Here is a 14,751-nt window from a genome sequence, read left to right as displayed (position 1 = left end):
CATGCCAAATAAAATTTTATTTTGCGCAACGGTTGATTATCATTTCAAGGCATTTCATATGCCTGTTCTCGAATGGTTTAAGCAGCAAGGGTGGGAGGTCCATATCGCCGCAAAGGGCGAGCTGGAGCTCCCTTTTGTTGACCGGAAATTTAATATTTCGATTGAGCGCTCACCGTTCCATTCTAACAATATCAAAGCATACCGAGAGCTGAAGGCAATTATTCAGCAGCAGGATTATAATATCATTCATTGCCATACGCCAATGGGCGGCGTGCTTGCAAGACTCGCGGCACAGCCGGCAAGAAAACAAGGAACAAAAGTTATTTATACCGCGCATGGTTTTCATTTCTGCAAAGGTGGCTCGCTCCTGAACTGGATGCTTTATTATCCAATTGAGAAGAGGCTGTCCAGCATGACGGACTGTTTAATCACAATCAATACAGAGGATTATCAGCTCGCTGTCACCAAAAAATTTAAAGCAAAGCGGATCGCTCATGTTCATGGTGTTGGCGTAAATACAACACATTTTAAGCCTTTGCAAAAGCTTGATAAATGGCGATTGCGTCAGGAGCTCGATTATCGCACAGACGACTTCCTTATGTTTTATGCTGCTGAATTTAACCGAAACAAAAACCATCAGCTGCTCATTCACGCGTTGGCCGCTATTAAAGAGGCGGTACCGCATGGGCGGCTGCTGCTGGCTGGTAAAGGGCCTTTGCTAGAGGAAAGTCAGGCTCTGGCAGAGCGTTTAGGTGTTGGATCGATGGTCCATTTTCTTGGTTATCGGACAGATATCGACCGGCTGCTGCCCATGTGCGATGTCGCAGTAGCATCCAGTCTGCGTGAGGGTTTGCCCGTCAATTTAATGGAAGCTATGGCCTGCGGGCTGCCCATTGTTGCTACGCGGAATAGAGGGCATTCTGAGCTCGTTATAGATGGCGAGAATGGATTCGTACTGGAGCCGACCGATATGGCATTATTTGCTGACCGGCTTAGGAAGCTGAGTGAATCGCTGGAAATGAGGCAGCGGATGGGGGCGTTTAGCCTTCAAATGGTACAGAAATATGGTTTGCTTCAGGTGAAGCTAGAGCTTAATGAAATATACAAGTCCTTTATGTTGGGGGAACAAAATGAATCCCAAAGTCAGTATCATCGTGCCTATATTTAATATGGAGCTGTATTTGGATAGATGCTTGAATAGCTTGCTAGAGCAAAGCTTATCAGACATAGAAATTATTGCAGTAAACGATGGATCTACGGATTCCAGCTTAAGCATTCTTCAGGAATATACGGAACGGGATTCACGAATCATTGTTATTAATAAAGAAAATGAAGGTGTGTCCGCTGCACGAAACGATGGTGTGCTGGCAGCAAATGGGGAGTACATCGGATTCGTTGATCCAGATGATTGGGTAAATTTGAAAATGTATGAAGAAATGTACGAGTGCGCTGTGGAACAAAACGTTGATATTGTGATGTGTACGTACATTCGGGAGTTTGGGACACATTCGAAGGAAAAGCGCTTCAACACGCCTGACAAGCAATTGTATCTTATGGATGAGGTACAAACGACCATGCTAAGGCGACTTGTTGGTCCATTAAAGGAAGAGGTAGCAAATCCCGAATATCTGGATGCTTGGGGGACGGTATGGTCAAAACTTTATCGTACGTCATTGCTGAAAGACAATAAGGTGAAATTTAAAGATCTCAGCATCATAGGCAGTAATGAGGATACACTCTTCAACATTCATGTCTTTTATAATGCTGAATCTTTTTTGTTTCTGAATCGTCCTTTTTATCATTATTGGCGGGCAAATACTAATTCAATTACATCCACTTATAACCCGATGCTCGCAGAGAAGTTCGAAAAGCTCTACTGTTCAATTGAGTCTTTTATGGAAGAAAAGCAGCTTCAGAATGAATATAAAATAGCTTTTAACAATCGAATTTGTATGAATGTAATAGGACTTGGTCTTAACATCATGAGTAATAAAAAATCATCCTCAATGCTCACAAAGGTTAAAGCTTTGCAAATGATGTTGAATGGGAATCGGATAAGAAACTCTTTCATGCAATTTGATGAAGTTTATTGCCCTCTAGTGTGGAGGGTGTTTTTTTTATGTGCAAAAAATAAATTCTCTTTAGGTATTTATTTGATGCTGACGGCTGTAAATTGGATGCGTATAAAAAATGTGGGGAGGGCTAAAGTTGCAACCAGTAAGAATCTTACAAGTGGTAATGATCATGAATCGTGGCGGTTTAGAAACGATGCTAATAAATTATTACCGTCAGATGGATCGAAGCAAAATTCAGTTTGACTTTATCGTTCATCGACAAGCTGAAGGGCATTACGATCAAGAGATTTTAGCATTAGGTGGTAAAATTTATCGAATGCCGCAGATTAGGCCTGGGAATTATTCTCAATATTTTAAAAGTCTTGATCAATTTTTTATAGATCATCCTTATTATAAGGTCGTTCATGCTCATATTAATGAGAATAGTAGTTTTATTCTAAAAGCAGCAAAAAAGGCAGGTGTTCCTTGCCGAATCACTCATAGTCACTTAAGTGACCTGGGAATTGATATTAAGCTGCCATTCCGTCTGTATGCAAGACTAACGATGAAGGATAATCCTAGCAGCTACTTTGCATGCTCACAAAAAGCAGGTAAATGGCTTTTCGGCAAAAAAATAGCTGATTCCGGTAAAGTAGTTGTATTAAATAACGCTGTTGATGTTAGCCAGTTTTCATTTAATCAAACTATTCGTGATGAAATAAGAGCGGAGCTCTCGGCAGGAGATCGATTAGTTATTGGTCATATTGGAAGGTTCACTGAACAAAAAAACCATGATTTTTTGATAGACGTCTTTAAAGCCGTTCATGACAAAAAACCTAATTCAATGTTGGTATTAGTTGGTGAGGGTCATTTGAGAAATGCGATTGAGAAAAAAATAGAGAAATTAGGTTTAACAAATTGTGTGAAGATACTCGGTGTACGAAAGGATGTCTCCAATCTCTTGCAGGGAATGGATATCTTTTTGTTCCCTTCTTTATTTGAAGGATTGCCCGTTGTTCTAGTAGAAGCACAAGCTTCAGGAATACAAAGTATTATCTCAGATACGATTACTGCGGAGACAGATGTAACAGGTAGGCTTCAATTTATTAGCTTAAAGCAAACGGCTGATTATTGGGCTGAGCAAATTATTAATACTTCCCCTGGGCATGTGGACACATCGGACTCTTTGAGAGAAAAAGGATACGATACTTCTACAATGGCAAAATGGTTATCTGACTATTATATGAATCAGATGCCCACGGCTGTTTTAAGGTAAGAGGGGGGGAAAGTATTTTGAAACCGATATTGACTGTTTTTACACCGACCTATAACCGGGCATATACACTGCATCTTTGCTATGAGAGTCTGAAACGTCAAAGCTGCAAAGATTTTATATGGCTCATTGTTGATGATGGATCTACGGATAATACAAAGGAGCTAATCGAGAGTTGGGTTCAGGAAAATCAAATACCGATTCAATATCATTATCAAAACAACCAAGGAATGCACGGCGCTCATAATGCTGCTTATGAACGTATTGAAACAGAGCTTAATGTTTGTATAGATTCGGATGATTATTTAGCAGATGATGCTGTGGAGAAAATAACTGAATTTTGGAAGACATCTGGCAGCAAGCAATACGCGGGTATAGTAGGCTTAGACGTCTCTCAGGATAACGAGATAATTGGTACTAGGCTTCCTGAACATGTGAAACAATCAACCCTTAGCGATTTATATGCTTTGCATTCAGTAAAAGGTGATAAAAAGCTGGTATATCGTACTGATATTATGAAAAAATATCCGCCATACCCTTTATTCGTAGGTGAGAAATATTGTCCCTTATCATACAAATACATTTTGATCGATCAGGATTATCAATTACTAATCATGAATGAGGTACTGTGTGTCGTTGAATATATGCAAGACGGATCTAGCTTAAATATCATTAATCAGTATAAGAAAAATCCACATGGGTTCTCATTCTTTCGAAAGGTTGCGATGTTATATGCTCCATCCTTGAAAGAGAGAATTCGCGAGGCAATTCATTATGTTTCCAGCAGTATCATTATTCGAAATAAAAACTTTCTTAAAGAGTCGCCTCGTAAAGGTATCACAATGTTAGCAATTCCTTTAGGGGTACTGCTTTACATTTATATTCAAAATACGAGTAAAACAACGGTTACTATTAAGAAAAGTCACGGTTAGCAAGTGCGAAAATGATTGTAAAGGAGGGATTATATAATATGACGATACTGTGGTTCACCCTGGTTATTGTATTCACAGTTGCTCTTACTGCTAGATATTTTTCGGTTCCAGCAGGGCTAGCCCCTGCTTTAATTAAACCAAATAAATTTTTAGCTATAATAGCAGCACTTGCACTTGCTACGGTATCGGGTTTGCGGATAAACATTGGGGATACATTTCTTTATATGCATAGCTATTCAATAGGTGATTTTAGTTGGACCACTGTTCTCCGAAGCCAAGACAAAGGTTTTAATATATTCCAAATGCTGCTAAAGCAAATATCGGATGATCCGCAAATTCTTGTTTTAACGACCGGAGTGCTAACAAACGTACTGATAGTAATCGTCTTGTATAAATATACGAGATTATTTGAGTTAAGCGTATATCTATATATAACGACAGGTACGTTTACAATTTCTATGAACGGAATAAGGCAGTTCTTTGCAGCTGCTATCGTTTTTGCTGCAACTAAATATTTACTAGAAGGCAAATGGAAACCTTATATTTCGATTGTAATATTCGCCTCTTTCTTTCATCAAAGTGCTCTAATAATGATCCCGATGTATTTTATTGTGCGTAGAAAAGCATGGACAAAAACAACCTTCTTGCTTTTATCTGTAGCTGTTCTTATCGTTGTAGGCTTTAATGCTTTCTCTGAGCTATTATTTTCGGCGATTAAAGATACCCAGTATGGTCATTATGATAGTTTCAAAGAAGGTGGAGCTAATGTACTTAGAGCAATCGTATGGATTATTCCACTTGTTATCGCTTTTTTTGGAAGAGAAAAATTAAAATACTTATTTCCTAAATCAGATATTTTGGTTAATATCTCACTGGTTGGCGTTGTATTAATGATTATTTCGACCCAAAACTGGCTTTTTGCAAGATTGGCGATTTATTTTAATTTATATCAGCTCATTCTAATTCCTTGGTTAATTAAAGTTTTCCGTGAGAAGGATCAAAAGCTTATATATATTGTCATTTTAGTTTTTTATTTTTTATTTTATTTTTATGAATGCGTTATTGCGCTGGATTTGGTTTACAAAAGTGACTATTTGAAATGGCCGCTTTAGGAGGGAATTAAATGAACGAAATAATTAAGATACCACGAATTGTCCATTATTGCTGGTTCGGGCGAGGAGAGAAGCCAAAGAAGATTGTCAAGTGCATGAGAAGCTGGCAGAAACATTTAGGTGATTATCAAGTAATGGAATGGAATGAAGACAATTTTGATATTTCTACTAATCGATATGTAAAAGAAGCATACGAGGCTAAAAAATATGCTTTTGTAAGTGACTATGTTCGCCTGTATGCTCTTCATAAGTACGGCGGTATTTACTTGGATACGGATGTGGAAGTTATAAAACCCTTAAATACTTTTCTATATCACGAGGCCTTCTCTGGATTCGAAGATGAGAAATTTCTACAATCCGGTACGATGGGTGCTGAGAAAGGACATATTTGGATTCGTGAGCTGCTGAAAAATTACGATAGTCGAAGCTTTTTGCTTCCAGATGGTTCGTTAGATTTGACTACCAATACAGCAGTCATTTCTGAAATTTGCAGGAAACATGATTTGAAGTTAAATGGTGAGTATCAGGTGTTGAGCAACGGCGTTACCTTTTATCCCCGTACATACTTTAGCCCTTATGATTATATTAACGGTGGGAACTACATAACAAATGACAGTCATACCATTCATCACTTTGCACAATCATGGCTTCCTGCTCATGTTCGTATGAGAGGAGAAGTTAAAAGAATTGTGAGCCGATTTGTTGGCCCAAAAATGATTTCAAAAATGAGACAGCTGCTATCTTCGCGGTAACGAGTATTTAGAATGAAATACAGGAGTCCATACATATGCCAAAACGATTGTTTGATTTTATTATTTCTTGTCTTTTATTAATTGCTTTATCACCTATAATCGCTATTACTGCGGTGTTGGTACGATTTAAGCTTGGTTCACCAATTTTATTCAAGCAGCAGCGTCCAGGTTTGCATGGCGTTCCTTTTTTAGTATATAAATTTCGAACAATGACATCGGAGAAAGACAGTTTAGGCCAGCTGTTGCCTGATCATTTAAGGCTGACGGCTTTTGGGGTATTTATGCGCAAATTTAGTCTTGACGAGCTTCTGCAGCTTATCAATGTAATCAAAGGAGATTTAAGCTTGATTGGTCCGCGTCCGCTTCTTATGGAGTACTTGCCTCTTTATAACGAAAAACAAGCTAAGCGCCATCTTGTTAGGCCTGGAATTACAGGCTGGGCTCAAATTCATGGTAGAAATGCAGTCTCGTGGGAAGAAAGATTTGAGTATGATGTGTGGTATGTGGAAAATCAAAGTTTTAAATTAGACTTAAAGATATTGCTGCTTACAGTTAAGAAGGTCATTAAATCCGAAGGTGTATCAAATGGTAATTATGTAACCATGCCTGTTTTTCAAGGAACGACAACAAATAGTGAAGGATAAAACCATTTCTCAAGCTTTATACGCTCGAGAGGTGGTTTTTTATTTTGAAATACTAAAAAAGGATGTGTGGCAACGTGTCAGCGAATGAATTGAAAAAGATTTATTTATCCCCTCCTCATATGAGCGGGAAGGAGAAAAGTTATATCGATGATGCATTTGAGTCGAATTGGATTGCTCCGCTTGGCCCCAATATTGATGCTTTTGAGAAGCAGTTAGCAGCTTACGCAGGTACTGCAGACGCGGTAGCAGTGAGTTCGGGCACGGCGGCAATACATCTATCATTACAACTGCTTGGTGTAGGTGCAGGAGACATTGTATTTTGTTCAAGCTTCACGTTTGTCGCAAGTGCTAATCCGATTCGCTATTGCGGAGCTGAGCCCGTATTCATTGATTCTGAGCCAGATACATGGAACATGTCACCAATAGCGTTGCAGCAGGCACTTGAAGATGCGAATCATAAAGGCAAGCTGCCGAAAGCAGTTATTGTTGTTCACTTATACGGTCAAGTATCAAAGATGGATGAGATTATTTCATTATGTGAACAGTATGAAGTTCCTCTAGTTGAGGACGCTGCGGAATCGCTAGGCTCCACATATAAAGGCAAGCAAAGCGGTTCCTTTGGAAAGTTTGGCATCTATTCATTTAATGGAAATAAAATTATAACGACATCGGGAGGCGGCATGCTCGTATCAGACGATGTGGAGCTTTTAAAAAAGGCTCGTTTTTTAGCTACGCAAGCAAGGGATACTGCCGCACATTATCAACATAGCAGCATGGGTTTTAACTATCGAATGAGTAATTTATTAGCAGGTGTAGGCAGAGCTCAATTAGAGGTACTGGATGATCGAGTAGCAGCGAGAAGAACGGTATTCGAGAACTACGTGGGTGCATTCTCGGACCGTAGCGGCATTAGCTTTATGCCTGAATTAATGAATACCAAATCCAATCGCTGGCTTACTACTTTAGTACTGGATGAAATGGAGACAAACACGACAATTTCTGAGCTTCTGTATGCACTTACAGCAGCTAATATAGAAGCGCGTCCGCTATGGAAACCTCTGCATTTGCAACCGCTGTTTGAAAACTGCCGATTTTATGCTCACGCAGGCGATGAATCTATTTGTGAGCAGTTATTTATGCGTGGTATTTGTTTGCCCTCCGGTTCAAGCATGACACTAATTGATCAAGTAAGAGTAATTGATTGTATGAATGATGTTTTCGATAGAGCAGAGGAAAAGAGCATTCAATCGGCTTAAACAAATGATTAAAGATAACGTTCACCAGTTTCTCTTGATCGGATCGATTTGGCAGGTGTTCCGTATGCGACCTTATAGGAAGGGATATCGGTTAATACGGTCGACCCGGCTCCAATAACGGTATGCTCACCGATCGTAATACTATGCACAATATTTGCACCTAAAGAAATGACGGAGTAATCGCCAATGGTTACATTTCCACCAGTACCTGCTTTAGGGGCTAAGGTCACGCAGTTCCCGAGAGTGGAATCATGGTCTACCGTCGATTGAGAATATAATACGCAATGTTCGCCTATTGTTGTATCGCTATTAACAACGCAGCCAGCCATAACGATTGTTCCATCTCCGATCTTAACGCCTCTTGCAATAGAGGCAGTCGGGTGAATAGCTTTAATAAATTTAAATTGAGGATGAATATGTGAGATGTTCTTTGCAATAGTAGAACGCCGCCAACTATCTCCAATAGCAACGAAACCATAGCTTATGATATCAAGGTTTGCTGCTAGCCAGTTTTCATCTCCTAAAACTTCATAACCGTAAACAATTGAACCAACTGGCTTGAATCCATCCAATAAGCCAACAATTTGATACAGACCTTCTCTCTCAATTGTATCGATTACGGCTTTTGCATGACCGCCAGCACCATACACGATAATATTTTGCACTAGCTTTCAACCTCCCTATTTGTTAAGTCTAAACATTTAACTCTTCCATTCTAGCAGATTAAGTCGTTATTTTCTAAAAGATTAGTGAATGTATGGAATGTTTATTGACAGATATTAGGCTAGGTGATAATCTGTATCTATGTTCGTTTTATAGAACAATATTTAAATTATTGTTCGTTATTGGCTAATCAGTTAGAAGGAGATATTCATGAATAACAACGTTACTCTCCATAATGAAGAACTGTCTGACGAATTACGATTAATGCTCGCTTTTCTTTCGTCAGACGATGAAGCGGATCAGTCCTTCGATTATCAGGAGCTGCTGCGAAATGCGGATTGGGACCGGTTTATCGAGCTTGTTAGGCATCATCGGGTGTTTCCAACTATCAATCGCAAGCTTCAGCATCTGAAATCAGCAGAAATCCCGGTGTTTGTTACCCAAATGTTTCAGCGTGACTATTATCGGAATACCTTGCAGATGCTTACGCTCAGTGGAGAGATGGAACAACTTGCAAAGGAATTTTCTGAACGTGGCCTACGTTCGCTGTTTTTAAAGGGGCCGGTTATTGCTGCGGATTTATATGGAGACGTATCGCTGCGTACCTCTTGTGACCTCGATCTCCTTATACCACTCAAAGAACTTGATCAGGCAGAAGCACTTCTGGTGTTCCTTGGGTATGAGAAGGATGAATATATTGTTTCGGTGTTAAATGATTGGAAATGGAGACATCATCATACTACTTTCGTGCATCCCGAAAAAGGTATAAAGGTAGAATTGCACTGGAGATTGAACCCAGCTCCTTCTAAGGAGCCAAGTTTTAATGATCTATGGAGCCGTAAGCGAAAAAGCGCTTTAATTAGCCGTCCGATTTATTATTTAGGAAGAGAAGACCTCTTTATGTTTCTTGTTTCTCATGGTGCTCGTCATGGTTGGTCTAGACTTCGCTGGCTGCTAGATATTAAACAGCTAGTTAATCAGAAGCTTGATTGGCCAAAGTTGAACCGGCTGCTTTCCAAGCATAACTATTCCCATATTGGTGGGCAGGCAATATTACTCGCAGCACGTTTATTATCTTCGCCTCTTCGCGATGAAATGAAGCCTCTTCTTGCAGGAAGGAAGGCATATTGGCTCGCGGAGGATGCTATGTTTTATATTAATCGGCTGGTTAATCTACATTCCCCGCCGATTCCAGAAGAAATTAGAAGCTATCATGAACGATATCTTTTTGCCATACTGACAATTCCACAAAAAATACAGTTTATTGCAAGTTTTCTATTTCCTTATCCGGAAGACGTCGAAACGTTACCTCTTCCTAAGAAACTTCATTTCTTGTACTTTCCTCTTCGTCCATTTTTGTGGGTATGGAGGAAAACCAAAAAAAAATCTACAACGTATAAAATGTGATTTTTTAAGTTAGGGGATAACGATGAAAAACGTGCTAATTGCTTCCTATGATATGGAGGTTGGGGGGGTAGAACGAAGCCTTGCCGGTATGCTGGATGAGTTTCAATATGACTATTTTAATGTCGAATTGATGCTGTATCGGCATAAGGGAGATTTTATGTCGCTTCTAAATGATAGAGCAAATCTTCTTGAAGAGATTCCGCAATATGCTTCTTTCCGAAAAGGTATTGGGAGCCTATTGAAATCGAAGCAGCTGCATTTAGGAATTGCTCGCCTCCTATCAAAAATTCATGCGCGCATAATTGGAATTATAAAGAGAATACCCGAATCGGGATATATTCAGCAACAGCTAATGTGGAAGTATGCCCTGCCGTTTCTTCCTAAGCTGACACCTGAATATGATATAGCGATTAGCTATTTATGGCCGCACTATTTTGTAGCAGAAAAAGTTAAAGCCAACAGAAAATTTGCATGGATACATACTGACTTTTCTACTGTCCATACCATAAGCAATATGGATTTGAAAATGTGGAATAAATTTGACCACATTATCGCAGTTTCCGATGCCTGCAGAGATTCATTTTTAGAGAAGTATCCTACTTTAAAAAATAAAACGATAGTAATCGAGAATATTATGTCGCCTGAATTCATCAGAAGCATGGCATTAGAGAAACTGCCAAGTAATCCAATGATTTCGGATAAACGATTTAAGCTTCTCACAGTAGGCAGATTGTCTCACGCCAAAGGAATTGATAATGCAGTTAAAGCCTTCAAGCTTCTTACCGACCAAGGATATGATGATATTGTCTGGTATATTGTTGGCTACGGCGGAGATGAAGTGATTATTCAAAACTTGATAGCGGAATATAAACTGGAAGATCGGTTTATTTTGCTAGGTAAGCAAATAAATCCATACCCTTTTATCGAAGCTTGCGACATATATGTTCAGCCTTCCAGATACGAAGGGAAAGCAGTCACTGTTACGGAAGCAAAGATATTGGGAAAACCAATCATCATAACGAATTACGCTACCGCAAACAGCCAAGTAAGCCATGAGGTTGATGGAGTTATTTCCGAATTATCCGTCGATGGGATTGCGAATGGAATACTAAAACTTTATCGAGATCAAGAGCTTAGGGAGCGCTTGTCAAAGAAATGTGCAGAAGTCGACTATGGAAATCGTCATGAGCTTGATAAGCTTTATAGCTTGTTTCAACCGAAAGAGAGGAGTATCGCGAGGTGAGTATAAAGCTAAGTGTGATCATTCCAGTCTATAATGCTGAGCCTTATATTAAACGCTGCATGGAGTCTCTTTTAAACCAGACTATACAAGATTATGAGCTTATTTTTGTAAATGATGGCTCTACGGATAATAGCAAGGAAATCATTGAAGAGTATCAGAAACATAATCGACAGATTATTCTTATTAATCAGGATAATAAGGGTGTCAGCATTGCTAGAAATGAAGGGCTAGCTGCTGCAGTAGGGGAATATGTTGGTTTTGTTGATGCAGACGATGATGTTGAGCCGGAAATGTATCAGATTCTTTATGCAGCAGCAGTATCAGGGGATTGTGATGTTGTAATTTCAAACTATGAAAGTGAGCTTGATGGTCATTATATTATTACGAGCTATCCTTTCCCTAGTGAAGTTGTCCTAACCGAGGGCGAGATTCAAAAACAAATATTACCCTTCTTCTTGAAGAGTGATCAATTAAATACAGCATGCAACAAAATTTATCGAAAATTGCTCATTCAGGAGCATGAAATTGTTTTCCCTGCCAACGTTGCTCTTGGAGAGGACGGAATGTTTAATATTTTTTTCTTTAGTCATGCAAAGAAACTGAAATATATTGATTACACCGGATACCATTATCGTGAGACAAAAGAGAGTGCAACCAGAAATGTATCCAAAAAGGATTATTTTCAACGTGCTATTGAGGTATATAAATCTGAGCTTCCTTTATGTTATTCGAATTTAATTAGTGAAGTAAATATTCAACAATTTAAAGCCATTAAACTAATCCATAGCGTATTGGCTTACATACATATTTATCTTGAACCCTCGGCAAATATGCCATTTAAAGACAAGACACATTATGTTAAAAGGATGATATTGCACCATGATGTCAGGGAAGCTTTGCCGATCTATTCCAAAGAAATGAACGAAGAATTAGGGAAATATCAAAAAGCATTATTGTATCTTATTGATCAAAAGTCATTGCTAGGCATTTATTTAATAACGGCGTACAGCAGATACCGAAATAGAAAAGTAAGGGGGATAACAATATGAAAATAATGATGTTTGCTCATGATGGCAGTCTTAATCGAGGATGTGAAGCGATCGTTCGATCTTCAACAGCTATTTTAAAGGAGAGGATAAAGGACGCTAAGGTGTATCTAGCATCTAATAATCCGGAAACCGATCAAATTATAGCCAAGTTGGATGGTATTTATGATGGTTCTAAACTTGAAATAAAAAAATACTCGTATGATTGGTTCCTATCTTCACTAAAGGTAAAACTTTATCAGGATGAATCTTATGCGCTCGGGAAAATCCATAACAATATTATAAAAAATATTGAAAATATGGATGTTTGCATGTCTATAGGTGGAGACAATTATTGCTATGGTGAGCAGCCAGGATGGTATGAAATTGACAGGAGAGTAAAACAACAAGGGAAAAAACTTGTATTGTGGGGATGTTCGATCGGAGAAGAAGATATGACGGAAAGAAAGTTGGAGGATTTAAAGCTCTTTGATCTAATTTTATCTCGTGAGTCATTGACCTACAATATGCTAATCGGTAAAGGCCTTAAGAACGTAAAGCTGTGTGCAGATCCTGCATTCACTATGGAAAAAGAAGAGTTGGATTTGCCAAAAGGGTGGCAGGAAGGAAACACAGTTGGAATTAATTTTAGTCCGTTGGTATGGAAACGGAATAAACAATCGCAGGCTGCGATCGACGAGCTGATACGGCATATATTGAGTAAAACCGATATGACGATTGCCTTAACTCCGCACGTTATTATAAATGGGAACAATGATTATGAGGTGTTAAAAGGCTATTATGAAACTTACAAGCATACAGGTAGAATTATTCTTTTGCCAGATCATTTAACAGCAATTCAATATAAAGGTTATATCGCTAGAATGAGATTTTTTGTTGGTGCACGTACACACGCTACCATTGCTGCCTACTCCAACTACGTTCCGACGATGGTACTTGGATACAGCGTGAAGTCCAAAGGAATAGCAAGAGATATTTTTGGCGAAGAAAAGCTGGTGCTTGGTATCGAAGAATTATCAAATAGTGTTCTATTAATTGAGAAATTCGATGAAATGGTCCAAGAAGAGGCAGAGCTGATACAGAAGCTCAAACAGGTAATTCCAAACATTCAGAAAATGTCTTATAAAGCGGTAGATTATTTATGTGGTCTAACATGAGGTGGGTATGAAAAAAAATATATTGTTTGTCATTCCAAGTCTTTCAGCTGGTGGTGCGGAACGAAGCTTAATTAATTTAATTACTCAAATTGACTTCAATCAATATAACGTCGATTTATTTTTGTTTAGTCATAAAGGCATATTTATGGATTTAGTGCCCGAGAATGTTCAGGTTCTGCCTTTGTCTGAAAGTTATTATCGTTTTATTAAGCCTCTTTTACCTTCGGTATCCCAGTTTTTGGTTAGAAGAAATGCAAAGCTGGCCTATAGTCGATTCATGTTCAGTTACAAAAGTAGGATGTCTAAAAGCGTTAGTATTAACGAGCAAGAAGGATGGAAGTATATTGCTCGTTCCATTGATTTAGTAGAGAAGAAATATGATGTAGCTATTGGGTTTTTAGAAAAAACCTCTATTTATTTTTGTGCGGAGAAGGTTAATGCCGCCAAAAAGATAGGATGGGTTCATAATGATTACGACAAGCTGGGGATGAATCCTTATTTTGATCAGGGGTATTTCGCAAAGATGGATCATATTGTAACCGTTTCTGAAGAATGCGGCCATATTTTAAAACAAAGATTTCCCGATCAACATTCAAAAATTGAAGTTATTCATAATATTGTCTCTCCGAAGATCATTAATCAGCTCGCTGATTTGGTTGAGAAGGATGTTTATGATCGTAAGAGTGATGAGCTAGTTATTTTATCTATTGGTCGATTGCATGCTCAGAAAGGATTTGAGTTGTCGATTAAAGCCTGCAGGATTCTATTGGACAAGGGTTACAAATTCCAGTGGAATATAATCGGCGAAGGTGAAGAAAGGGAAAAATTATCCGCCCTTATTACAAGTGAAGGATTGGATAATAATATTAAACTGCTTGGTCTGAAGGTAAACCCATACCCTTATATTAAACAGGCGGATATATATGTACAAACCTCATGGTTTGAAGGAAAAGCAATTGCAATCGATGAGGCGAAAATATTGAATAAACCTATCGTCATAACTAATTTCAGTACAGCTAAGGACCAAATTAAAGATGGCGTTGAGGGATTAATCGTTGATTTGGATGTCGATGCCATAGCAGTTGGGATTTCTAAGTTGATAGAGGATCAAGAGACTCGTACTAGGATGACAAAATATTTATCGAGTCTTCATTTAGGGACGGAAGATGAAATTCATAAATTGTATAAAATTCTCGAATAGGTGGATATGCC

General features: G+C 38.6%; 14 protein-coding genes. 13 read left to right on the top strand and 1 reads right to left on the bottom strand.

The genetic code is table 11. From position 1 onward, the window contains the following. The first annotated feature begins 1 nt into the window (after nt 1). The 8 genes from BK120_RS12635 (at nt 2) to BK120_RS12600 (ending at nt 8,023) form a co-directional block, all read left to right on the top strand. Entirely contained in the window at nt 2–1,168 is a 1,167-nt protein-coding gene (locus tag BK120_RS12635; RefSeq protein WP_076267866.1) for a glycosyltransferase family 4 protein, read from the top strand. Continuing rightward, nucleotides 1,131–2,318, top strand: coding sequence for a glycosyltransferase (locus tag BK120_RS12630; protein ID WP_076267865.1), 1,188 nt, complete (start codon nt 1,131–1,133; stop codon nt 2,316–2,318). The genes BK120_RS12635 and BK120_RS12630 overlap by 38 nt, the downstream gene beginning before the upstream one ends. Further along, nucleotides 2,245–3,330, top strand: a complete 1,086-nt coding sequence (locus BK120_RS12625; protein ID WP_076267864.1) for a glycosyltransferase family 1 protein — start codon at nt 2,245–2,247, stop codon at nt 3,328–3,330. Before BK120_RS12630 ends, BK120_RS12625 begins: the two co-directional genes overlap by 74 nt. Nucleotides 3,331–3,347: 17 nt before the next feature. Continuing rightward, the gene (locus tag BK120_RS12620; RefSeq protein WP_076267863.1) at nt 3,348–4,259 is read left to right on the top strand and encodes a glycosyltransferase family 2 protein; all 912 of its coding nucleotides are present in this window, start codon (nt 3,348–3,350) and stop codon (nt 4,257–4,259) included. Nucleotides 4,260–4,297: 38 nt separating this feature from the next. Next, nucleotides 4,298–5,371, top strand: coding sequence for an EpsG family protein (locus BK120_RS12615; protein ID WP_076267862.1), 1,074 nt, complete (start codon nt 4,298–4,300; stop codon nt 5,369–5,371). 11 nt (nt 5,372–5,382) lie between these two features. Then, entirely contained in the window at nt 5,383–6,123 is a 741-nt protein-coding gene (locus BK120_RS12610) for a glycosyltransferase family 32 protein (protein WP_076267861.1), read from the top strand. Nucleotides 6,124–6,158: 35 nt separating this feature from the next. Beyond that, entirely contained in the window at nt 6,159–6,767 is a 609-nt protein-coding gene (locus BK120_RS12605) for a sugar transferase (protein WP_076267860.1), read from the top strand. 119 nt (nt 6,768–6,886) lie between these two features. Next, nucleotides 6,887–8,023, top strand: a complete 1,137-nt coding sequence (locus tag BK120_RS12600; protein WP_305953882.1) for an aminotransferase class I/II-fold pyridoxal phosphate-dependent enzyme — start codon at nt 6,887–6,889, stop codon at nt 8,021–8,023. 8 nt (nt 8,024–8,031) lie between these two features. On the opposite strand, the gene BK120_RS12595 is transcribed toward BK120_RS12600, so the two are convergent. Continuing rightward, the gene (locus tag BK120_RS12595) at nt 8,032–8,688 is read right to left on the bottom strand and encodes an acetyltransferase (RefSeq protein WP_076267858.1); all 657 of its coding nucleotides are present in this window, start codon (nt 8,686–8,688) and stop codon (nt 8,032–8,034) included. A gap of 208 nt (nt 8,689–8,896) precedes the next feature. Here BK120_RS12595 and BK120_RS12590 point away from each other — a divergent pair, with 208 nt between their 5' ends. From BK120_RS12590 to BK120_RS12570, 5 genes are read left to right on the top strand one after another with little or no spacing between them, the layout of a single operon-like run. Further along, a complete protein-coding gene (locus BK120_RS12590; RefSeq protein WP_076267857.1) occupies nt 8,897–10,093 on the top strand; it encodes a nucleotidyltransferase domain-containing protein in 1,197 nt (398 codons plus the stop codon). 22 nt (nt 10,094–10,115) lie between these two features. Beyond that, nucleotides 10,116–11,336, top strand: a complete 1,221-nt coding sequence (locus tag BK120_RS12585; protein WP_076267856.1) for a glycosyltransferase — start codon at nt 10,116–10,118, stop codon at nt 11,334–11,336. Further along, on the top strand, nt 11,333–12,385 hold the full coding sequence (locus BK120_RS12580; protein ID WP_076267855.1) for a glycosyltransferase: 1,053 nt from the start codon (nt 11,333–11,335) through the stop codon (nt 12,383–12,385). The genes BK120_RS12585 and BK120_RS12580 overlap by 4 nt, the downstream gene beginning before the upstream one ends. Then, nucleotides 12,382–13,539: a polysaccharide pyruvyl transferase family protein gene (locus BK120_RS12575; protein WP_076267854.1), complete on the top strand. Its 1,158-nt coding sequence runs from the start codon at nt 12,382–12,384 to the stop codon at nt 13,537–13,539. The genes BK120_RS12580 and BK120_RS12575 overlap by 4 nt, the downstream gene beginning before the upstream one ends. Before the next feature lie 7 nt (nt 13,540–13,546). Further along, nucleotides 13,547–14,740 carry a glycosyltransferase gene (locus tag BK120_RS12570; RefSeq protein ID WP_076267853.1) on the top strand — a complete coding sequence of 398 codons (1,194 nt, stop codon included), beginning with the start codon at nt 13,547–13,549 and terminating at the stop codon, nt 14,738–14,740. Nucleotides 14,741–14,751 lie beyond the last annotated feature (11 nt).

It is taken from the genome of Paenibacillus sp. FSL A5-0031 (genome assembly GCF_001956295.1).
Classification (GTDB): domain Bacteria; phylum Bacillota; class Bacilli; order Paenibacillales; family Paenibacillaceae; genus Pristimantibacillus.
This window is presented reverse-complemented; position numbering and strand designations above follow the sequence as displayed.